This window comes from Streptomyces sp. NPDC046557 (assembly GCF_040645975.1).
Classification (GTDB): Bacteria; Actinomycetota; Actinomycetes; order Streptomycetales; family Streptomycetaceae; genus Streptomyces.
In genome coordinates, this window is sequence record NZ_JBEYZH010000001.1 from 391,297 (window position 1) to 411,086 (window position 19,790).

Here is a 19,790-nt window from a genome sequence, read left to right on the forward strand (position 1 = left end):
TCGGTCCGGGCCCGTCCGCCCATGCGGCGATCACCTCACCGGACCACCACGGTGACCTGCCACGCCACCATCGCCAGGCAGCCCACCGAGCCGGGCACGGCGGGAGTCGGCTCCGGGCAGCTGCGGACCGCGGACGCCAAGACGGCGGTACCGGCGGACGCGCCCCGGAAGACGTGGTCGGAGACCTCTGCCAATGCCGGTCCCGTCACCGATACCGGGACCGCGGGGTTTCCCGGCAGCGACACCCGGACCGTGCCGTGCCGATCCAGGCAGATCCGACGGCCGTTGTCCCCTTCCCTGACAGTGACGTCCGCGCCGTGCACACAACCGTCACCGGCGGATGCCACGACGCCGTCCGTCACCCCCGGCCCGGGGGCCGTCGCACCCGAGCCGCAACCGGCCGCGAACAGCAACACCGCGAGAACCGTCCCCGCGCGCACACGCATCCCCGACCTCCCCACAGCGGATCATTGGTCGGCGGTTGGACGCGGTCCGCACGACCCGGGTTCCCGACCGCAGAAAGGTGCGGGTCGAGGAAGTACGGTGCCGGGCCGCCAGAACTGGTTGACGGCGCCGGCCACCACCATGCCGAGGACCAAGCGGATCTTGACGAGCGCGAAGAGGCCGTAGGCGTGAGGTGCTGAGGGCGGCGAGGGAAACCAGGCCACCGACCCGGACCACACCGAAGCCCGGCGACGTCTTCACGGGCGGCTCCGACCTGATCATCCCGGAGAAGACGAAGCGGCGCGCCCGACCGGGCAAGGCGCCGGCCTTTGTGGGCGGACATCTGGCGCCGCTTCGCGCTCGTCGCCCTCGTCGGCGTCGGCGCGGTGCTCACCTCGGGGCTGTGGCTGAGCTGAAGCGCGTCGGCGCCGTCGGCGCCGTCGGCCAACTGTGGACGACGGCTGATGATGTGTGCCTGGCTGAACACCAGGTCCCAGACCTCGTCCGCAGCCGGACCCCGGGGCTGCCGGGCCGCTGTCCCGGGCGTAGGGTGCCGACCGGCGGAGCCGTAGCGCAGAGGTCGACGCGCGCGGTCTCCAAAACCGTGAGGACGCCGGTTCGAATCCGGCCGGCTCCGCCGCCCGACCGCACGGCACCGACAGCGAACTCCGCTCGCATCCGGGGCTGTTGCGCGCTCATGGAGCCGCAAGGCATCCGCCCTCGTGTCGTCCGCGTCCCCGCACCCGTGCTGGGCAAGGATGACCGCATGGCCATCGAACCCGACAACCCGGCCGACGAGCCGCTGGAAGCATGGGCCGCCCGCCGGGAACGCCGCAGACGCACGGTGGGCGAGCTCCGCGCCGTACCGCTGACGACCGGTCCGGCCCGGGGCGAGCACGTCCGGCCGGACCGTCCGAGAGTCATCGTCCGCTGGGACGGCTTCACCTGGGAGCCCGTCGCCGTCGCCCCCCGACCACGCCGCCGCCCGGCGCCTCATCGACCCGACCGCCCCGGCCGTATCCGTCCCGGTGCCCGGCTACACCCCGGCGCCTCTGCGCGCGGGGCGCGGGGCGCGGCCGACACCGCCGTACCTGAGCCACCCGACCAGAATCGAGGCAGGACCCCATGGACGACGTGTGGAAGACCATCGGCGAACTCGCCCGGAGCTTCAGGGAACGGGACGACGAACGGAAGGTGCCCACCGAGCAACAGTGGACCCTCCAAGTCCTCAAGATCGGGGAGGAATTCGGCGAGGCCGCCCAAGCCGTGATCGGCGTGCACGGCACCAACCCGCGCAAGGGCACCTCGCACACGTGGGAGGAGGTACAGGCGGAGGTCGCGGACACCGCCATCACCGCGCTCGTCGCCCTGGCCCGGATGCGACCGGACGCCGCCGAGTTCTTCGCCCGCGTACTGGCCGACAAGTCGAGCCGGTTCCTCGCCCCGGCCCAGCCTTCCCTTGACGAGGCCGAGGCCGTGGAACTGCTCTGACCGGGCGGTCGGCGAACCCTCGGCAGGCCGGGGGTTCGCCCGCACCCCCTCAAGCGCGGAAACCCGTAACCGCGCCTTCTTTCAGCGCACCCGACCCCGCGGCTTCAGGCGGGTCGCGGGGAGTTCCGGAGCGGGGATCGGAGGGCCTTCGTAGCCCTTCACTTCGCCGTAGCGGGTGCCCTGCATCCAGTCTTGGCGGGCTTGTACGATCTCGTCATTGCTGCGCCCGATCCAGTTCCAGAACATGACGATCTCCTCCTCGAACGGTTCGCCGCCCAAGAGCATCACGCCCGCGTCCGAGGCGGCGCGAAGGGGGAGTTCCGTGCGCCCGCAGCCCAGGTAGAGCATCGAGCCCGGCATCAGCGGGACGCCGTCGACGTGGGTTTCGCCCGACATCGACAGGACCGCGTACTCGAAGTCCGGGTCGAGCGGGAGCCGGGTTTCGGTGCCGGCCGACAGGGCGAGGTCCGCGCCCACGATGGGGGTGTAGGCGGTGCCCGGCGAGGTGGCCTGGTCCAGGGTGCCCAGGATGACCGTCGCGGTCAGGCCCGGGGCCGTGACCCGGGGCAGGTCCGCGTGGTGCTGGAAGTGCGGGGCCACGTCGCGGTGGGCGTCCGGGAGGGCCACCCACAGCTGGGCGCCGTGCAGGAGGCGGGCGTGCGGGCGCGGGCTCTCCTCGGAGTGGCTGATGCCGTGGCCCGAGGTCATCAGCCCCAGCTCGCGCGGGCGGATCGTGGCGAGGCTGCCCACGCTGTCGCGGTGCAGGACCTCCCCCTCGTGCAGCCAGCTCACGGTCTGGAGACCGGAGTGCGGATGGGGCGCCACCTGCATGCCGGGCTCGTCGGCGATGTCATCGGGGCCGTAGTGGTCGACGAAGCACCAGGCGCCCACCATCCGGCGCCCCAGGTTCGGCAGCAGCCGGCGGACCTCGGTGGACTCCCCGAGCTTGACCGTACGCGGGCTGAGGAGCTCGCGTACCGGCTCGGCGACGACGAAGCCGCGGCCGCCGCACACGGAGAGAGCGGGCTGGCGATCGAGATTGCTCATACCGCACAACCTAGTACCGCCGGGGCCGCTTCGTTCCGAGGAATGCGTGGGGAAGCCACTGTGTTGGAGGGACCGACACACCACCCGAACGGCGGAAGGAGCGGTCATGGACGCCGAGGAGGCCCGGGAGCCCCAGGACGCCGTGCACCAGGCGCGCGAGGCGTACTACGGACACGGGACGGCGGCCGAGCGCTGGGAGCGGGCCGGTCTCTTCTTCGAGGCGAAGGAGTACGCGAGCGCGGCCCGCGTCCTGGCCACCCTGACCGCCGAGGTCCCGGAGCAGCTCGCGCCCCGGCTGCTGCTGGGCGCGCCTACTACCACTCCGCCCAGCTCTCGCGCGCCGAGGCGGAGCTGCGGGTCATCCTGGAGCGCTGGCCGGTGGAGGACTACGCGCAGCTGATGCTCGGCCGGACCCTGGAGCGCCGGGGCCGCGCCGCCGAGGCGGCCCCGTACCTGCGGATCGCCGCCGCCATGGCGGGCGAGCTGCCCGCGTAGGACCGCCATGGCGGGGCGGGATGCCCGTGCGGCGGTCCGCCCATGGCGCCCGACGCACGGCCGCCCGGCCCCGTCCATTGCGGGCCGGGCGGCCGTCTCGGATAGCCTGGGGCCAATATGAACCGTCTGACCACGCCTTTCGGCTCCTACGAGCTCACCCGCTTCCCCCAGGACCCGCGCGACCGGCTGCGCGCCTGGGACGCGGCTGACGAGTACCTGCTCCACCATCTCGACTCCGGGACCGGGGACCGCGGACCGGTGGACCTGGGCGGCGGTCGGCAGATCACCGTCCTCGGCGACCGCTGGGGCGCGCTGACGACGGCCCTGGCCGCCCACCACCCGACGCAGATCACCGACTCCTCCCTGACCCGCTCGGCCACCATGGCCAACCTGGATCGGGCCGGGATCGGCACCGCCAAGGACACGGTGACCCTGCTGACCACGCAGGACGAGCCGCCCGCCCGGATCGATGTGCTCCTGGTCCGGGTGCCCAAGAGCCTCGCGCTACTGGAGGACCAGCTCCACCGGCTGGCGCCGCGGCTGCACGCGGACAGCGTCGTGGTGGGCGCCGGCATGGTCAAGGAGATCCACACCTCCACGCTGCGTCTCTTCGAGCGGATCCTGGGTCCGACGAAGACCTCGCTCGCCGAGAAGAAGGCGCGCCTGATCTTCTGTACGCCCGGTGCGGCGGGCCCGACCGGTGCGCCGGGCGCCCCGGGCTCCGGGAGCGCCCAGGGCGCGTCCGCCGACCCTTGGCCGGTGACCTACACCGTCGACGCGGAGGGCGGCTCGGGTGCCGGCCTGACCGTGGTCAACCACGCGGGCATCTTCTGCGCCGACCGGCTCGACGTCGGCACCCGCTTCTTCCTGCAGTCCATCCCGAACAACACGAACGGTGCCCGGGTCGTGGACCTGGGCTGCGGCAACGGCGTGGTCGGCACCGCGGTGGCGGTCGCCGACCCCCGGGCGGAGGTCGTGTTCACCGACGAGTCGTACCAGGCGATCGCCTCTGCCAAGGCCACGTTCCGCGCCAACGTGACGCACGACCGCGACCGGGCCGACTTCCTCGTCGGCGACGGCGTGGCCATGCTGGACCCCGCTTCGGTGGACCTGGTGCTGTGCAACCCGCCGTTCCACTCCCACCAGGCGACCACCGACGCGACCGCGCTGCGGATGTTCGCCCAGTCCCGCAAGGTGCTGCGGCCGGGCGGCGAGCTGTGGGTGGTCGCCAACCGCCACATGGGCTACCACAGCCACCTCAAGCGGTTGTTCGGCAACAGCGAAGTCGCCGCGAGCGAACCCAAGTTCGTGGTGCTGCGGGCCGTCAAGCGGATGGAACGGGAAGGGCGTCCGTAGAGCCCATGTGACCTGCCGGTACGTCCTACACTCGGCCGGGTGGGCAGCCAGGGGGAAGTACGGGTCGGCCGGAGTGGCGACGACCGGAGGGACAGCGGGCGGAGCGACGGCGGCCGGAGCGGCGGCGGGCGCTACCGTCGCGAGGACGTGGCGCGGGCGGCCGGCGTCAAGGTCCGCAACCTGCGCTACTACCAGGAGCGCGGGCTGCTGCCCCCGCCGCGCCGGGAGGGCCGGGTCGCCTGGTACTCCGACGACCACCTGACGCGGCTGCGGCTGATCAGCGACCTCCTGGGCCGCGGCTACTCCGTCAACGGCATCGCCGAACTGCTGGACGCGTGGGAGCGGGGCGGCGGCCTGTCCCAACTGCTCGGATTGGAGCGGGCCATGACCGGCGACTGGGAGCAGGAGGAGCCGGTCACCATGTCGACGGCCGAGCTGCGCGACCTGTTCGGCGCGGCGGCGACCGCCGAGGACACCCGGCGGGCGGCGGAGCTGGGGTACGTACGGATCGACGGGGACCGGGTCACGCACCGCAGCAGGCGGCTACTGGAGGCGACGCTCACGCTGGTGCGCCAGGGCATGCCGCTCGCGGAGATCCTCGACGCGGGGGATTTCGTACAAGACCAGGCGGCGGCGCTCGCCGACCGGTTCGTGGGGCTGTTCCGGCGGCACGTGATCGGACCGGGCGGGCTCGTCGGACCGGACGGGCTCGTCGCTCCGGATGGGACGGAGCGGCTTTCGGCCACCCAGCTGGATCACATCTCCGAGGCGGCCGCGGCGCTGCGGCCGGTGGCCGGCGAGGTCGTGGCCGCCGAGTTCGCCCGCGCGATGGCCCGACGGGTCGAGGCGGAGGTGGCGGAACTGCTACGCACCGAGGCCACGGAACGGCGTACGGGGCAGTAGGAGTCGGCCGAAAAGGTACGTTCGAGCAACCTTGCCAACCTCCATTGGCACTCTTACATTCAACTCGTCGGTAACAAAGGTGCACAGCCGAGATACAGGGACGATCTCATGGCAAGCTCACCGAACTTATCCGAACCACCCGGCACCGAGGGCCCCGCCGGCGAGGACGACCGAAGGGGCACCGGACGGGTCCGTTGGCGGCGGTTCGCCCTGCTGACCGTGCCCGCCGTGGCCGTGACCGCAGGCCTCGGGATCGCTCTCGCCCAAGGCGCGCTCGCCGCCTCCTTCGCCGTCTCCGGGCAGCAGTTCAAGGTGTCGGCTAAGAGCCTGGAGGGCGAGGGCTTCGCCCAGTACGGCAGCGTGGACGTCAACGCCCGCCAAGACCTGATCCCCGTGGCGGTGACCGCCATCAAGGAGGCCAAACTCCACAGCCTCTGCCAGTCGGTGGTGACCACCCTCCCCCTCATCGGGGACATCTCGCTCAACCTCACCGCGGGGCGGAAGAACCCGGTCGAGGCGAGCAACCTGTTCGTCGACGCCACCCAGCTCTCCGGCGACGCCGTGTTCAGCAACATCGAGATCGGCCGCGACGCCTCCACCCTCGACAAGGGGCCGGCGGAGGCGGTGGGCATGCAGGACCTGTTCGCCCAGCAGGCCGACACCGTCGCCATCACCGATCTGCACCAGACCGCCTGGGCCACCAACGCGGGCACGTTCAAACTCTCCGGGCTGAGCATGGACATCAGCAAGGGGAAGAAGGAATGCTTCTGAGCCGTCACCGACCGTCGTGGCGGGGGTGGCGGCGTTGGCGGCGCGGCAGACCCTTCTGGGGCGGCCTGGCCGCCGTCGCGGCCGGGGCCTGGATCTGCGTCCTGCCGCTGGCACCGTTGAAGATCATGCTCCAACAGGGGGTGGCGGGCATCCCGTCCGTCCTGATGGGGATCGTCATGATCGTCCTCGGGCTCACGGCGTGGTTCGCCCCTCAACAGCGCACCCTCGCAGGCGTCCTCACCACCCTGATCGCCACCGCCGCCCTGGTGCTGTCGAACCTCGGCGGCTTCCTGATCGGCACCCTGCTCGGCATCCTCGGCGGCGGCCTGATCTTCGCCTGGCAGCCGTACGCCGCCCCGCGCGCCCCGGACACCACCGAGGCCGCGGACCCCACCGCTTCCCGGGATCCCATCCCCACCCGGGACGCACCGGCGGACCCCACCCGCTCCCCCACCCCGCACCACGATTCCCAAGGAGTACAGCCATGAGCCGTACGCGCACCGCGCTCGCCCTCGGCATGGCCGCCGCAGCCGCCCTGACGGTGGCCTCCGCCTCCGCGACCGCCGCACCGTTACCGCTGGCCGGGTCGACCACCGTCACGCCGGCCGGGCACGCCTTCAAGGCCACCCTCAGCGGCAAGGCCACGCTCAAGGCCGGGTCGGTCACCGTGACCTGCTCGGTCTCCGTCTCCACCGGTACGGTGCCGGCCGCCCCCGGCAACCACAACGCCGCCGGGCCCGTCTCCTCGCCGATCTCCGCTCCCACGTACAGCTCCTGTACGTCGAGCATGCCCGGCGTGACCCCGACGGTCACCACCAGCGGCGCCTGGTCGGTGTCCATGCAGAACGGCTCGCCCGTCACCGCGACCATGACCGTGCCGACCGGCGGCCTCGTCGTCCACACCAGCGGCTTGGCCACCTGTACGGTCACGGCCGCCCCGGGCGGCCCGGCGAGCGTCGGCGGCGCCTGGGCCAACGGCGCCCCGTCCGGTCTGACCTTCACCAACGCCTCGGTGCCGGTCACGGTCACGGGCGGGTTCGGCTGCCCGACGAGCGCGACCTCCTCCACCTTCAACGCCGTCTACAAGGTCACCGACACCACCGACCCCGCGCAGCAGATCACCGTCGCCCCCTGAGCCCATGCATCCCTGAGCCCCACGCACAGGCGGCCCGCCGGTCCCGGAGACGTCCGGGAGCGGCGGGCCGAGGGGCCGACTCCCGGCACCGACAATTGCGTTGCGCGCCCGACACTCCCGCGCGAAGCTGCACGGCATGTCACAGAGCACGGTACAGAACACGTCGCGGAGCACCCGAACCCCACCGCTCGGCGTCGAAGACCTCTTCTCCCACGGCCGCCTCACCGCCATTCCGCGCAAGGCGGCCCGGCGCGAGCAGTTGCTCGTCCACCTCGCCGAAAACCTCTTCACCCCCGGTCGGGAGTACACCGAGCCCGAGGTGAACGACGCGCTGCGCACGGTGTACGAGGACTGCTCGGCCCTGCGGCGGTACCTGATCACCTCGGGCCACCTCACCCGCACCCGGGACGGCAGCAGCTACCGGCGGTCCACGACGACCCGGTAATGGGTCGTCAGTCGTCCGTCCTCGCCCAGGACGTGGAACGCGACGACCGGCGGCTCGTCGAGGTGTAGGTGCTCGTCGGCACCGCTCCGCGCCTCCCACGGCAGCCGCGTCGTGGACACCACGCCCGGCGCCACCAGCAGCGGCCGGCCCGCGAAGGTCGTGGCGGCCCCGGTGTGGGCGTGACCGCACAGGAACGCCTTGAGGTGCGGGTGCCGTTCGGCGAGCGCCGCGAGGCGCTCCTCGCCGAACTGGCGGATGCCGTCCACGTACGGAATGTGCAGGGTGACGGGCGGGTGGTGGAAGGCCACCAGGACAGGGACGTCGCGCGGGGTTTCGGTCAGGACCCCCTCCAGCCATTCGAGCGTCGACTCCGCCAGCAAACCGTGGTGTTCGCCGGGGACGGAGGAGTCGCACACGGCGAGGACGAAGCCGTCGCCCCGCACCACCTGGTCCACCGGCTCCGCCGCCCGCTCCGTCTCCCTCTCCGACTCGGCCGCCGTTTCCGCCGCCCCGAGCAGACCCCGCCGGAAGGCGATCCGCTCGTCGTGGTTGCCGGGACAGACGATGAGCGGGTGGCGCGAGCGCAGCACCTTGCGGGCCACGTCGTACTCCTCGGGGGCGGCGTGGTCGGCGATGTCACCGCTCACGAGCACCGCGTCGAGGTCGTACGGCAGGCCGTCGAGGTACTCCATCACGAGGCGGGCGCGGTCGGTGGCCCGCGCGTCGCCGTCGAAGTGGACATCGCTGAGGTGTGCGATCACTATCACGGACGGTGGCTCCTTCGTTCGTCGGTACCGCCATTCAACCGGCCCGCGCCGACCTCCTTCCAGGGCCAATTGATCACCGGCGGCTCCCGACTCCCCCGCTGTCAGCCCCGGTACGTCTCCAACAGCCGCAGCCAGATCTCACTGACGGTCGGGAACGCCGGGACCGCGTGCCACAGCCGGCTGATCGGCACCTCCCCCGCGACCGCGATGGTGGCCGCGTGCAGCAGTTCCGCCGCGCCCGGGCCGACGAAGGTGGCGCCGAGCAGCACCTCGCGGTCCAGGTCGACGACCATCCGGGCCCGGCCCGGGTACGGGTCGGCGTACAGGCCGGCGCCGGAGACCTTCCCGAGGTCGTAGTCGACCGCGCGGACGCGGTGGCCCGCCTTCTGCGCCTCGGCCAGGGTCAGGCCGACGGCAGCGGCCTCGGGGTCGGTGAACACCGCCTGCGGGAGGGCGGCGGTGTCGGCGGTGGCGGTGTGGGCGCCCCACGGGCCGGTGTCGGCCGCCTCCCGGCCCGCCGCACGGGCGGCGATGACGGCGCCGGCGATCCGGGCCTGGTACTTGCCCTGGTGGGTGAGGAGCGCGCGGTGGTTGACATCACCGACGGCGTAGAGCCAGTCGTGGCCGGGGACCCGGCAGCTGTCGTCGACACCGATCCACTCGCCGGGCACCAGGCCCACGGTGTCCAGCCCGATGTCGTCGGTGCGCGGGGCGCGGCCCGTCGCCATCAGCAGTTCGTCGCCCTCGACGGTCTCGCCGCCTTCCAGCACGACGGTCACGGGCCCGGTCGCCCCGTCCCGTACGACCGCCTCCACCGCGACATCCGTACGGATCTCCGCGCCGGCCTCGCGCAGCGCCTCGGCGACCAGTTCCCCGGCGAACGGTTCCATGCGCGGCAGCAGTCCCGAGCCCCGTACGAGGACGGTGACGCGGGAGCCGAGGGCCTGCCAGGCGGTGGCCATCTCGGCGGCGACCACTGAGCCACCGACGATCAGCAGCCGCCCCGGCGCCTGACGGGCGGAGGTCGCCTCCCGGCTGGTCCACGGGCGGGCCCCGACGATCCCGGGAAGCCGGGGGATCACGGCCCGGGTACCCGTCGCGATCACCACGGCGTGGCGGGCCGTGAGGACGTGGTGTTCGCCCTCGGGGCTGGTGACGGCGACCTTGCGGATGCCGTAGAGCCGGCCGTGGCCGCGGTACACGTGGGCGCCGACGGAGTCGAGCCAGTCGATCTGGCCGTCGTCCTTCCAGTTCCCGGTCCAGTAGTCGCGGTGCGCGTACACCGCCTCCGCGTCGAGGGGGCCCCCGACGGCTCCCGCCAGGCCGGGGACCCTGCGCGCATCGGCCCGGGCCAGCACCGGGCGCAGCAGCGCCTTGCTCGGGATGCAGGCCCAGTACGAGCACTCGCCGCCCACGAGCTCGCTCTCCACCAGGGCCGTGGTGAGCCCGGCGGCCCGGGTCCGGTCCACGATGTTCTCGCCCGCCGGTCCCCCGCCGAGCACCACCACGTCGTACTCCACCGCTTCAGTCATGCGGCCAGTGTCGCCGCGGGGCTGGGGCGGCGGCGGGAAATGTCAGACCTCCGGCGTGCCGGACGTTCCCGGCTCACCCGCCCCCTCGTCGCCCTGTGCCTCCGGCCGGTCCGACGGGGCGATCTTCGCCCGGACCTCGTCCATGTCCAGGGCGCGGGCCTGCGCGATGAGGTCGGTCAGCGCCGCCTCGGGGAGCGCGCCGGGCTGCGCGAAGATCGCCACCTGGTCCCGGACGATCATCAGCGTCGGGATGGAGGTGATCTGGAAGGCCCCGGCCAGCTCCTGCTGCGCCTCGGTGTCCACCTTCGCGAAGAGCAGGTCCGGGTTGGCCTCCGACACCTTTTCGAAGACCGGTGCGAACTGCAGGCAGGGCCGGCACCAGCCCGCCCAGAAATCGATCAGCACGAACGGGTTGTCGCTGACCGTCCGGTCGAAGTTCTCTTTGGTGAGCTCGACTGTCGCCACGGTGTCCAGACCTCCTGCTAGCCGGTTGTCCTGCGTGAACGAACTATCCGCCCCGTGCATTCCGCGACGGGGGGCGGCCCCCTAGAACGGGTGGGCGGGCGCCGTCGAGCGGACCGTGGTCCAGCGGAGTTCGGTGAAGGCGTCCAGGTTCGCTTCGCCGCCGAAGCGGGCCCCCGTGCCCGACGCGCCGACCCCGCCGAAGGGGGCGACGGCCTCGTCGTTGACGGTCTGGTCGTTCACGTGGGCGATACCGGTCGGGATGCGGTCGGCAAGGTCGAGCCCGTGCGCGGCGTCGCGCGTGACGATCCCGAGGGAGAGCCCGTACGGTCCCGCCGAGGCCAGCGCCACCGCCTCGTCCTCCGTAGCGAAGGACCGTACGGGCGCCACCGGGCCGAAGACCTCCTCAGCGTAGGCGGGGCAGTCGTCGGACACCCCCGCCAGCACCGTCGGCCGGTAGAACAGGTCCTGGTGGGTGCCGCCCGCCACCACCTTGGCGCCCTGCTCGGCACTCGCCTCGACCAGGGCGTGGACCCGCTCCACCTGGCCCCGGTCGATGAGCGGCCCCAGGTGCACCTGCTCGCGGTACGGGTCACCCACCGCCAGCGCCTCCGCGCGCGCGGCGAGCCGCTCGACGTACTCGTCGTACAGCGAGGCGTGCACCAGGTGGCGCCCGGCCGTCATGCAAATCTGGCCCTGGTGGAAGAAGGAGCCCCAGGAGGCCTGCGCCACGGCGGCCTCGACATCGGCGTCCTCCAGCACGACGAGCGCCGAGTTGCCACCCAATTCCAGGTGCGCGCGCGTCAGGTGACGACCCGCCAGTTCGCCTACGGATCGCCCGGCGGCGGTCGAGCCGGTGAACGACACCACCCGTACGCGGGGATCGGCGACGACGGCCGCTCCCGTCGCGGCCCCGCCGGGCAGCACGTGCAGCAGCCCCGCCGGCAGCCCCGCAGCGGCGAACACCGCGGCCAAGGCGATGCCGCCGCAGACGGCGGTGCGCGGGTCGGGCTTGAGGAGCACCGCGTTGCCCAGCGCGAGGGCCGGCGCCACCGACCGGATCGACAGGATCAGCGGCGCGTTGAACGGGGCGATGACCCCGACGACCCCGGCCGGCACCCGGCGGGTGAAGGAGAGCCGGGGCGCCTCCCCGGCCAGGACCTGACCGGTGGGACGCGACGCGAGGGCGGCCGCCTCGTAGCACTCCTGCGCGGCGACGTGCAACTCGAAGTCCGCCTTGCCGGGTACGGAGCCCGACTCCCGCACCAGCCAGTCCCGCAGCTCGTCCGCGTGGGCCCCGAACAGGTCCCCGGCGCGGCGCAGCACGGCCGCCCGTTCCAGGTGGGTGGCCCGCGCCCAGTCGCGTTGCGCGGCCCCGGCCCGTACCGCGGCCTCCGCGACGTCGACGGGCGCGGCGAGGTCGAGGGTGGCGAGGGTGCGACCGGTCGCGGGTTCGACGACCGGGGCGGCGCCGCCGGTCAGGGTGGGTCCGTCCTGCCAGAGCGTCGGGTCGAGGAGCGGCATGGCGCGGGGCCTCCGGGTCTGGGGAGCGGGGGGCGGCACGCGCCATCGTGCCAGACCCGGGGCGGCACTTCTGTTCAGTTATTGGGCAGTTGCGGCGCCACCTTGACCGGAAATGATCGACAGGCGGCCCAGCACGAGGGTCAGCGCTCCAGGACCAGCGCGATCCCCTGCCCGACACCGATGCACAGCGCCGCCAACCCCGTACCGGAGCCCGCCGCCGCGAGCTGGTGGGCGACCGAGCCGGCCAGCCGGGCGCCCGAAGCGCCGAGCGGGTGCCCGATCGCGATCGCACCGCCGCGCGGGTTGACCACCGCCGGATCCAGCTCCGGCCAGGCCGCCAGACAGCCCAACGCCTGTGCGGCGAACGCCTCGTTGAGTTCCAGCACGGACAGGTCGTTCAGCCCCCGGCCGGCCTTGGTGAGCGCCCGCTGGACGGCTTCCACCGGACCGAGCCCGAAGAGCTGCGGCTCGATCCCCGTGACGGCGCTCGCGCTGATCCGGGCCAGCGGCTCCCGGCCGGTGGCGGCGAGCCCCGCCTCGTCCGTCAGCAACAGGGCCGCCGCCCCGTCGTTCAGCGGCGAGGCGTTGCCCGCGGTGACGGTGCCGGAGCCGTCGGTACGGAACGCGGGCTTCAGCCGGGCCATCGCCTCCGGGGTGGAACCCTCGCGGATCGACTCGTCCCGTACGAGGTCCACGCCCGGGTACCGGACGACCTCCGGCGCGTAGAGCCCCTCGGCCCAGGCGGCCGCGGCCTTGCGGTGGCTCTCCAGCGCGAACAGGTCCTGCGCCTCGCGCGTGACGGCGTACTTGTCCGCGACGAGTTCGGCGCCCTCGCCGAGCGAGCCCGTCCATTCCGCGGGCATCCGGGGGTTGGTCATCCGCCACCCCAGGGTGGTGGACCACATCTGCTGGTGCCCGGCCGGGAAGGCGCGCTCCGGCTTCTGCACCACCCACGGCGCACGGGACATCGACTCCACGCCGCCCGCGATGGCCACGGAGGCGTCACCGAGCGCGATGGCGCGGGCGGCCTGGATCACGGCCTCCAGGCCGGACCCGCAGAGCCGGTTCACGGTGACCCCGGGGACGGACACGGGCAGTCCGGCGAGCAGCACCGCCATGCGCGCGACGTCCCGGTTGTCCTCGCCCGCCCCGTTGGCGTCGCCGAAGACGACGTCGTCGATGCGTGCCGGGTCGAGATCGGGCGTACGGTCCACCAGCGCGCGCACCGTGTGGGCGGCCAGGTCGTCCGGGCGGACGCCGGCGAGCGCCCCGCCGAACTTGCCGATCGGGGTGCGGACGGCGTCGACGACGTAGACGTCGCGGACGGTGCGGATGCTCATGGGGTCTCTCCTGGGCGGATCCGTACGGGCGGTGCCGCGGCGGCGCCGGTGTCGACGCCGGCGCACGGCGCCGGGCACGCCCGGATGGGGCGCGCCCGCAGTCTCCGTCCGCCGATCACCGCCTGTCAACGGCCTGTCGGGAGGCAAGGGGGGTGGGAGCTGTGCGGGAGGTGGAAGGTGGCGAAGGGGTCGGAGGTGCGGAAGGGCTGGGAGGGAGGCGGGGCGGCGCTCAGGTGGACTCGCGCCGGACCGCCACGGCCGCCATCAGGTCGTGCCGCTCGGTGATCCGGGAAGGATCCCTGACCGCGCGGTCCACCAGGGCGGCCAAGTGGTCGCCGGTGGGCATCTCGATCTGCACGGTACTGAGCCGGGGCCGCAGCAGCCGCCCGAGCAGCAGGTCGTCGGCGCCCATGACGGCCACGTCCTCGGGCACGCGCAGACCGGCGTCCTGGAGGGCCCGCATCAGCAGCATCGCGTACTCGTCGTTGTACGCGAAGGCCGCGTCCAGCCCGAGCGTCCGCCAGCGGCCCGCGAGCGCAGCGGCCGACTCCTCGGTGTAGGCCAAGGGCAACGGCTCCACCTCGGCGGACGCCACCGACCGGGCGCCGGCCAACCGGGGGCCGGAGAACAGCCCCAGCCCCTCCTCCTCGGGAACGATCACCCCGATCCGGCGCCGGCCCCGCTCGACCAGGTGGGCGGCCGCCCGGGCGCCGACCTCCGCCTGGTCCATGACCAGCGCGTGCGCCCCGGGAACCCGCTCGGGCCCCAGCGTTATCACCGCCCGGGCCCCGGCCCGCTTGAGCGTGGCCACGTTGTGCGCGGAGAGGGCGATCGCCCCGAGCGAGATCACCGCGACCGGGCGCAGCTCGGCCCAGGCGCGGGCGGCCTCGTCACCGGTGAGGCCGAGGCTGCCGTACTGCACCACGGTGTAGTCGAGGCGCCGCAGGGCCCACTGGAGCTCGTTGAGGAACGCGCTGTAGAGCGGCCCGACGGGCACGTCGGAGGTCGGCAGCAGCACGATCCGGGTGTGCCCGGCGCGCAGGCTGCGCGCGGCGGCGTGCGGGACGTATCCCAGCTCCTCGGCGGCCTCGCGGACCTTGCGGCGGGTCGGCTCGCTGATGCGTACGGCTTCCGCGTTGTTCAGTACGTACGAGACCGTCGCGCGCGACACGCCGGCGAGGCGGGCGACGTCGGCGCTGGTCGGCACGGGGGCGGCCGGACCGCCCGCTGACGGGGTGCCCGCTGAGTGCGGGTTCTCTGATGGGTTGTTCGCTGATGGGGTGTTCGGTGACTGAGGCATTGCCCTGGAATCTTTCCAGACCGGTCGGGCACGGGGTCTAGCGGATGGCGTGAAACGAATGCTACACAGTGGTTACGCGCTTTATTGACACGTGTAACCGCTCCCCGCCCAGGAGGGCACCGTGGCCCTTTCCTCCCCCGGCACCGGCAACGCCGCGGCCGATCCCCGCACATCGGGCCAATCCGAGGGGTGCGGTGAGTTTCTGCGGTCCGGGCGTCGTGCCGTCCGTCCGGCGTCCTGCCGTCCTGCCGTCCTGCCCTGATTGACGAGGTTCACTTCCGGTATTTACGACTCTTACGACACTGCCGACTGACGCTGACGACAAGAAGACCGACGACCAGAAAGCAGAGCACCACCGTGAAACTGCACACGCGGACATGGGGCGACGGCGACCGGACCGCCCTCCTCATCCACGGCATGATGGCCGACCACCGGACCTGGCGCCGCGTCGCTCCCGCCCTCGCCGATCGCGGCTATCGGGTCATCGCCGTGGACCTACGGGGCCACGGTGCGAGCGGGCGGGGCGAGTACAGCCCCCGCCTCTTCGCCGACGACGTGGTCGAAACCCTGCCCACCGGCGCCGACCTCGCGCTGGGCCATTCCCTCGGTGGCCTCACGTTGTCACTGGCGGTGGATCGACTCAAGCCGAAGCGTGCCGTCTTCTCCGACCCGGCCTGGTACTTGGCTTCGGCGGAGGGGTTCGGACCGGAGGTGTTCGCGCGGTTCAAGGCGTTGGCGAGCAAGGAGCGGGTGCGGGAGATGAACCCGCGTTGGGACGAGGTCGACGTGGAGATCGAGCTGGAGACCCTGGCGGCGTGGGACGACGCCACGGCCTCGTCCCTGGCGGAACTCTCCACCAGCGACCTCCTCCCGGCGGCCCCGGTCGTCCCGTCCCTGGTCCAGATCGCCGACCCGAGCTTCTTGATCTCACCGGAACGCGCGACGCTCCTCCGGCAACGGGGCTTCGAAGTCCGCCCGGTCCCGGGCGCGGGCCACACCATCCACCGGGACGACTTCGAGGCGTTCATGGCATCGCTGGAGGGGTGGATCTAGCGGGCGAGGCGGGGGTTTCGGGGGCGGGGTTCCGGCGGGGCGGTCTCGAGGAGGTGCTGGGGGCTTTCCGGCAGTCTTTGGCGTTTCGGGGCGGGCCGGGCGGTCAAGGGTGGCCGAAGGCCATCGCGCAGCGACGCGACGACGAGGGAGGAGGAGGCGCGCCCTTGACGGGCCGGCACGACACGAAAGGACGGTGGACCGACGGGACACCCCCAGCACCTCCCGACACCGCCCCACCGGAACACTGCCCCCAAAACCCCCGCCCGCGCGTCCCCTTGGCCATGATGGTCGCGATGGCTCATCACATCGAGGAGTGTGTACCCATGGCGCCCACGACGCCCATGACCACCGCCGACCGCTTCCGCTCCGCCGTCGACGACCGCGACCTGACCGCCCTGGGGGAGCTGTTCACCGAGGACGTACGGCTCTACAGCCCAGTGAAGTTCACGCCGTTCGAAGGCAAGGCGACGGTCATCGCGCTGTTCGGCGTACTGCTGCGCACCTTCCAGGACTTCCGCTACGTCGGCCGACTGGACGGCGCCGCCGAGAGCAGCGCCCCTGAGCCGGCCGGAGCCGGCGATGCCCCCGCCGCGGTGCTGGTCTTCCGGGCCACGGTGGACGGGAAGCAGATCCACGGCATCGATCTGCTGCACCTCGACGCGGACGAGCGGATCAAGGAGATCACGGTGATGGTCCGCCCCCAGTCCGCCGTGCATGCCTTGGGCCAAGCGGTACTGGCCGGGCTGGTGGCCGACGGTCTGGTCCCGGCCGTATAGGGCGTAGGGCGCGGCGACCGTCGGCGTCCTCACCCCTGGGCACGAAGCAGTAATCTCACCCGCATGACGGCACTTTCGCACCACGCCGGCGGCGCCGGCAACGATCAGGTCGACCAGCCCGGCCGCGGCGGGCTCACCGCCACCTCCGAGGCCGATCCGCACGCCATCGGCCCGGTCCGCACCGAGTACGCCCCCGACAAGGACGGCGACCCCGACCCCGGCGAGATCGTCTGGACCTGGGTCCCCTTCGAGGAGAACGACGGGCGCGGCAAGGACCGGCCCGTGCTGGTGGTCGCGCGTGAGGCGGGTCGCCGGACGTTGCTCGCGGTGCGGCTGTCCAGCAAGCGGCACGACCACGACCGCGAGTGGGTGCCGATCGGCACCGGGCCGTGGGACGGCGCGGGGCGGGAGTCCTGGGTGGATGTGGACCGGGTGCTCCGGGTGCACGAGTCGGGCATGCGTCGGGAGGCGTGCGCGCTGGACCGGGACCGGTTCCAGCTCGTGGTGAACCGGCTGCGGGAGCGCTACGGCTGGCGGTAGTCGGGCGGGTCGTCAGGTGGCGGGAAGACCCCGCCCGTTGCTCGGGCGGGGCCCCGGCCGTCTGTCGGAGCCGATGGGGTTGCGGTCAGCCGACGCAGTGCGCGACGTTGCCGGCGCAGTTGGTGGGCAGGTTGTGGTTGAGCTTGGTGTCCCTGAGCTCCACGAGCGCGTTCAGGGCGTTGTTGATGCCGCCGCCGTCCTCCGCCGCCCGGTTCTCAACGACGAGGGAGCGGGTGAGCGTGAGCCGGATGGCGGGTACGCGCGCGCTCGCCGGTCCGTTGTTGATGCCACCGCCGTCCCGGCCGGCGGAGTTCTTCTCGACCTTGATTCGCTCCAGGGTGGCGACGCCGAGGTTGTTGATCGCACCGCCGTCGCGGCCCGCCTTGTTCAGCTCGAAGACCGTCTCGCGGGCCTCCAGCGACGCACCGGGGGTGTTGTTGACGGCGCCACCGTCGTAGTCCGCCCAGTTCGCGATGAACCGGCTGTCGCTGATCGTGGTGATGCCGTCGTTGTCGATGGCACCGCCATCGTGTTCGAATGCCTCGTTGTGCGTGAATACGCTGTGGTCCAGGACCCGGAGCGTGCCGCCGTTCTCGACGCCGCCACCGTCGGTGTTGGCCGTGTTGCCCGCGACGGTCGTCTTTTTCAGGGTGACGTTGCCGTTCGTGGAGTTGTAGAGGCCGCCGCCCTGAAGCGTGACGGCGATGTTGTTGAGGATCCTGCTGTCGACCGCGGTGACATGGCCGTTGTTGTTGAAGATGCCACCGCCGTTGAGGGCCGCGTGGTTTCCGGAGACGGTGGTGTCTTCGAGCAGCAGTGTGCCCGCGTTGTAGATGCCACCGCCGTTGTCGGAGTTGCCTCCGTTGACGACGATGCCCTTCAGCGTCAGGTAACCGGTCGGCGCCACGTTCAGCAGCCGAAAGCCGGGCACGACCGTGGACCGCATCAGGGTCGAGTCCTCGCCCTTGATGGTGACCCGGCTGGTGATGGGCGGCAGCGCGCTGTCACCGATGCCGGCCGTGAAGCGGTAGACGCAGCGGTGGGCCAGTGAGATCGTGCCGCCGTCGGGATTGCTGTTCGCCTGTGTGACGGCGGTGATGAGTCCTGCGATGTCACCGCACCGCACGTTCAGGGTCAGGGGCTGGGCCACGGCCGGAACTGCCGCGATGCCCAGGCCCAGGCTTGCCACCACAGCGGATCCGGCGAGCACGAGACGCTTCTTCATTCGCTTGTCTTCCTCTCGGTACCCAGGCGGGCCCCCGCGCCGTCGTCCTGCGTCCAGCCGTGGTGGAGTGGAGTGGGAGGGAAGTGAGGGGCGCCGTCATGACGTGACAGGGGTAGCCCATGGATCCCGGCGTGTTCCCGTACCTGCGTACGGACCCTCCGGAAATTCATACGAATGGTGGCCGCTTCTCACCGTGCTCCACGCCGACGGCCGCGCGGACCGCGCCCGCCCCGTGGTCAGAGCCCCGCGAAGGCCCGCTCGAAGGCCGCCCGCGGCCCCGGATCACGGTCGAGGATCCCGAACACCACATGCTCGAAGACGGCCTCGAAGCGCCCGGCGAGCAGCCCCCGGAAGGCCCCCGCCACCTCCGCCGGGTCGTTGCGGAACACCCCGCACCCCCAGGCGCCCAGTACCAGCCGCCGGTAGCGGTGCAGTGCGGCGACCTCCAGCACCCGCTCGGCCCTCCGGGCGAGGGCGGCCGGGATCTCGGGGGCGCGCTCCGGCTCCTGGCGGCGGATGGTGCCCGCGTTCGGCGCCGGGGAGGTGAGGAATCCGACCCGGAAGGGCGCCTCCAGCAGGTCGCCCCGGTCATCGCGGAATACGGGGACCCCCGGCGAGTGAATCACCCGGTCGGTGTAGAAGGTGCTGCGGCCGGCGCGGTGCGTCTCGTAGTAGTCCGGCGCCTCCAGCAGGGTCTCGTAGAGAGCTGAGGCGCGGCACAGCGCTTCCTCCTGGGCTTTGGCCCCGCGGACGTATCCACCGCCGGGATTGCGGGCCGAGGCGAAGTTGAGGACGGCGACGGCGGGCTCCGCGTCGCGGTGGGCGGCGAGCCTACGGGCGGCGACCGTGCTGCTCTCCCCCGTGACCTCGATGGTGGTCCGGCCGGTGCCGGTCAGCGATTCCTCATCTGGAATGACCTGGTTTGGCCCATATATCCTGGTTCCTGCCTTCGCTTCCGCCAGGGCGGCGGCCAGGGAGATCTGCCGTCCGGAGGGCGTCCGGTAACCGCCGGCCGCCAGGATCGCCGAGTTGTGCCGCGCGATCTCACGCAATCTGCTGCTCACGCCGTGATCCTGCGGTGCTGGAGCGGACGCGGCAAGGGATTTTTGTCCCGCGCGGGCGGGTAGGCACGGGTGACATCCGAGCCGTCGACATGGACGGCCGACGACAGGAGATGAGGTTCC

20 protein-coding genes, 1 tRNA gene and 2 pseudogenes are annotated in these 19,790 nt (G+C 72.4%); 13 read left to right on the forward strand and 10 right to left on the reverse strand.

Annotated elements, in window-relative coordinates; translation table 11 throughout:
- Positions 1-35: 35 nt before the first annotated feature.
- Positions 36-446 (reverse strand): hypothetical protein, encoded by a 411-nt coding sequence (locus ABZ934_RS01940; RefSeq protein WP_361307481.1) that lies wholly within the window; start codon positions 444-446, stop codon positions 36-38.
- 560 nt (positions 447-1,006) lie between these two features.
- Between ABZ934_RS01940 and ABZ934_RS01945 the strand changes: the two genes are divergently transcribed.
- The 3 genes and pseudogenes from ABZ934_RS01945 to ABZ934_RS01955 all read left to right on the forward strand — a co-directional run bounded on the left by ABZ934_RS01945 (position 1,007) and on the right by ABZ934_RS01955 (position 1,935).
- Positions 1,007-1,081 (forward strand) — tRNA-Trp (locus ABZ934_RS01945).
- Between the two features lie 129 nt (positions 1,082-1,210).
- Positions 1,211-1,357: pseudogene (locus tag ABZ934_RS01950) on the forward strand (DUF6087 family protein); the annotation flags it as partial.
- A 212-nt stretch (positions 1,358-1,569) separates the two neighbouring features.
- Complete coding sequence (locus ABZ934_RS01955) at positions 1,570-1,935, forward strand: MazG-like family protein (protein WP_361307483.1); 366 nt, start codon at positions 1,570-1,572, stop codon at positions 1,933-1,935.
- Between the two features lie 81 nt (positions 1,936-2,016).
- Here the strand turns inward: ABZ934_RS01955 and ABZ934_RS01960 are convergent, their stop codons facing one another.
- Positions 2,017-2,982 carry a pirin family protein gene (locus tag ABZ934_RS01960; RefSeq protein ID WP_361307485.1) on the reverse strand — a complete coding sequence of 322 codons (966 nt, stop codon included), beginning with the start codon at positions 2,980-2,982 and terminating at the stop codon, positions 2,017-2,019.
- 106 nt (positions 2,983-3,088) lie between these two features.
- On the opposite strand from ABZ934_RS01960, the pseudogene ABZ934_RS01965 reads away from it, so the two are divergent.
- From ABZ934_RS01965 to ABZ934_RS01995, 7 genes and pseudogenes are all read left to right on the forward strand, one after another.
- Positions 3,089-3,477 (forward strand): annotated as a pseudogene (locus ABZ934_RS01965) (tetratricopeptide repeat protein).
- Positions 3,478-3,594: 117 nt separating this feature from the next.
- A complete protein-coding gene (locus ABZ934_RS01970) occupies positions 3,595-4,833 on the forward strand; it encodes a methyltransferase (RefSeq protein ID WP_361307487.1) in 1,239 nt (412 codons plus the stop codon).
- A gap of 39 nt (positions 4,834-4,872) precedes the next feature.
- A complete protein-coding gene (locus tag ABZ934_RS01975; RefSeq protein ID WP_361307489.1) occupies positions 4,873-5,736 on the forward strand; it encodes a MerR family transcriptional regulator in 864 nt (287 codons plus the stop codon).
- A gap of 213 nt (positions 5,737-5,949) precedes the next feature.
- Entirely contained in the window at positions 5,950-6,507 is a 558-nt protein-coding gene (locus ABZ934_RS01980) for a DUF6230 family protein (RefSeq protein WP_361308669.1), read from the forward strand.
- Complete coding sequence (locus tag ABZ934_RS01985; RefSeq protein WP_361307491.1) at positions 6,498-6,995, forward strand: DUF6114 domain-containing protein; 498 nt, start codon at positions 6,498-6,500, stop codon at positions 6,993-6,995. Before ABZ934_RS01980 ends, ABZ934_RS01985 begins: the two co-directional genes overlap by 10 nt.
- Positions 6,992-7,642, forward strand: a complete 651-nt coding sequence (locus ABZ934_RS01990; RefSeq protein WP_361307493.1) for a hypothetical protein — start codon at positions 6,992-6,994, stop codon at positions 7,640-7,642. The genes ABZ934_RS01985 and ABZ934_RS01990 overlap by 4 nt, the downstream gene beginning before the upstream one ends.
- 136 nt (positions 7,643-7,778) lie before the next feature.
- On the forward strand, positions 7,779-8,087 hold the full coding sequence (locus ABZ934_RS01995) for a DUF2087 domain-containing protein (RefSeq protein ID WP_361307495.1): 309 nt from the start codon (positions 7,779-7,781) through the stop codon (positions 8,085-8,087).
- On the opposite strand, the gene ABZ934_RS02000 is transcribed toward ABZ934_RS01995, so the two are convergent.
- The 6 genes from ABZ934_RS02000 to ABZ934_RS02025 all read right to left on the reverse strand — a co-directional run bounded on the left by ABZ934_RS02000 (position 8,060) and on the right by ABZ934_RS02025 (position 14,919).
- Positions 8,060-8,854 (reverse strand): metallophosphoesterase, encoded by a 795-nt coding sequence (locus ABZ934_RS02000; protein ID WP_361307497.1) that lies wholly within the window; start codon positions 8,852-8,854, stop codon positions 8,060-8,062. The genes ABZ934_RS01995 and ABZ934_RS02000 overlap by 28 nt on opposite strands.
- A 101-nt stretch (positions 8,855-8,955) precedes the next feature.
- Entirely contained in the window at positions 8,956-10,386 is a 1,431-nt protein-coding gene (locus ABZ934_RS02005; RefSeq protein ID WP_361307499.1) for an NAD(P)/FAD-dependent oxidoreductase, read from the reverse strand.
- Between the two features lie 42 nt (positions 10,387-10,428).
- Positions 10,429-10,851 carry a thioredoxin family protein gene (locus tag ABZ934_RS02010; protein ID WP_361307501.1) on the reverse strand — a complete coding sequence of 141 codons (423 nt, stop codon included), beginning with the start codon at positions 10,849-10,851 and terminating at the stop codon, positions 10,429-10,431.
- An 81-nt stretch (positions 10,852-10,932) separates the two neighbouring features.
- Positions 10,933-12,372: an aldehyde dehydrogenase family protein gene (locus ABZ934_RS02015; RefSeq protein WP_361307503.1), complete on the reverse strand. Its 1,440-nt coding sequence runs from the start codon at positions 12,370-12,372 to the stop codon at positions 10,933-10,935.
- A gap of 140 nt (positions 12,373-12,512) precedes the next feature.
- The gene (locus ABZ934_RS02020; protein WP_361307505.1) at positions 12,513-13,712 is read right to left on the reverse strand and encodes a thiolase family protein; all 1,200 of its coding nucleotides are present in this window, start codon (positions 13,710-13,712) and stop codon (positions 12,513-12,515) included.
- Positions 13,713-13,941: 229 nt separating this feature from the next.
- Complete coding sequence (locus tag ABZ934_RS02025) at positions 13,942-14,919, reverse strand: LacI family DNA-binding transcriptional regulator (protein ID WP_361307507.1); 978 nt, start codon at positions 14,917-14,919, stop codon at positions 13,942-13,944.
- A 450-nt stretch (positions 14,920-15,369) separates the two neighbouring features.
- On the opposite strand from ABZ934_RS02025, the gene ABZ934_RS02030 reads away from it, so the two are divergent.
- The 3 genes from ABZ934_RS02030 (at position 15,370) to ABZ934_RS02040 (ending at position 17,381) form a co-directional block, all read left to right on the forward strand.
- On the forward strand, positions 15,370-16,065 hold the full coding sequence (locus tag ABZ934_RS02030) for an alpha/beta hydrolase (protein WP_361307509.1): 696 nt from the start codon (positions 15,370-15,372) through the stop codon (positions 16,063-16,065).
- A 341-nt stretch (positions 16,066-16,406) separates the two neighbouring features.
- Entirely contained in the window at positions 16,407-16,841 is a 435-nt protein-coding gene (locus ABZ934_RS02035) for a nuclear transport factor 2 family protein (protein ID WP_361308671.1), read from the forward strand.
- Positions 16,842-16,904: 63 nt separating this feature from the next.
- Complete coding sequence (locus ABZ934_RS02040) at positions 16,905-17,381, forward strand: type II toxin-antitoxin system PemK/MazF family toxin (protein ID WP_361307511.1); 477 nt, start codon at positions 16,905-16,907, stop codon at positions 17,379-17,381.
- Between the two features lie 85 nt (positions 17,382-17,466).
- Here ABZ934_RS02040 and ABZ934_RS02045 read toward each other — a convergent pair whose 3' ends face one another.
- Both ABZ934_RS02045 and ABZ934_RS02050 read right to left on the reverse strand, forming a co-directional pair.
- A complete protein-coding gene (locus tag ABZ934_RS02045; RefSeq protein ID WP_361307513.1) occupies positions 17,467-18,606 on the reverse strand; it encodes a hypothetical protein in 1,140 nt (379 codons plus the stop codon).
- Positions 18,607-18,842: 236 nt separating this feature from the next.
- The gene (locus tag ABZ934_RS02050; protein ID WP_361307515.1) at positions 18,843-19,670 is read right to left on the reverse strand and encodes a TIGR02452 family protein; all 828 of its coding nucleotides are present in this window, start codon (positions 19,668-19,670) and stop codon (positions 18,843-18,845) included.
- Positions 19,671-19,790 lie beyond the last annotated feature (120 nt).

Bases quoted from the DNA above. Each gene is read 5' to 3' on its own strand.
- ABZ934_RS01985 (WP_361307491.1), top strand. From the start codon at position 6,498: ATGCTTCTGAGCCGTCACCGACCGTCGTGGCGGGGGTGGCGGCGTTGG.
- ABZ934_RS02005 (WP_361307499.1), bottom strand. From the start codon at position 10,386: ATGACTGAAGCGGTGGAGTACGACGTGGTGGTGCTCGGCGGGGGACCG.
- ABZ934_RS01960 (WP_361307485.1), bottom strand. From the start codon at position 2,982: ATGAGCAATCTCGATCGCCAGCCCGCTCTCTCCGTGTGCGGCGGCCGC.
- ABZ934_RS02045 (WP_361307513.1), bottom strand. From the start codon at position 18,606: ATGAAGAAGCGTCTCGTGCTCGCCGGATCCGCTGTGGTGGCAAGCCTG.
- ABZ934_RS02015 (WP_361307503.1), bottom strand. From the start codon at position 12,372: ATGCCGCTCCTCGACCCGACGCTCTGGCAGGACGGACCCACCCTGACC.
- ABZ934_RS01970 (WP_361307487.1), top strand. From the start codon at position 3,595: ATGAACCGTCTGACCACGCCTTTCGGCTCCTACGAGCTCACCCGCTTC.
- ABZ934_RS02035 (WP_361308671.1), top strand. From the start codon at position 16,407: ATGACCACCGCCGACCGCTTCCGCTCCGCCGTCGACGACCGCGACCTG.
- ABZ934_RS01990 (WP_361307493.1), top strand. From the start codon at position 6,992: ATGAGCCGTACGCGCACCGCGCTCGCCCTCGGCATGGCCGCCGCAGCC.
- ABZ934_RS01995 (WP_361307495.1), top strand. From the start codon at position 7,779: ATGTCACAGAGCACGGTACAGAACACGTCGCGGAGCACCCGAACCCCA.
- ABZ934_RS01940 (WP_361307481.1), bottom strand. From the start codon at position 446: ATGCGTGTGCGCGCGGGGACGGTTCTCGCGGTGTTGCTGTTCGCGGCC.
- ABZ934_RS02020 (WP_361307505.1), bottom strand. From the start codon at position 13,712: ATGAGCATCCGCACCGTCCGCGACGTCTACGTCGTCGACGCCGTCCGC.
- ABZ934_RS02040 (WP_361307511.1), top strand. From the start codon at position 16,905: ATGACGGCACTTTCGCACCACGCCGGCGGCGCCGGCAACGATCAGGTC.
- ABZ934_RS01955 (WP_361307483.1), top strand. From the start codon at position 1,570: ATGGACGACGTGTGGAAGACCATCGGCGAACTCGCCCGGAGCTTCAGG.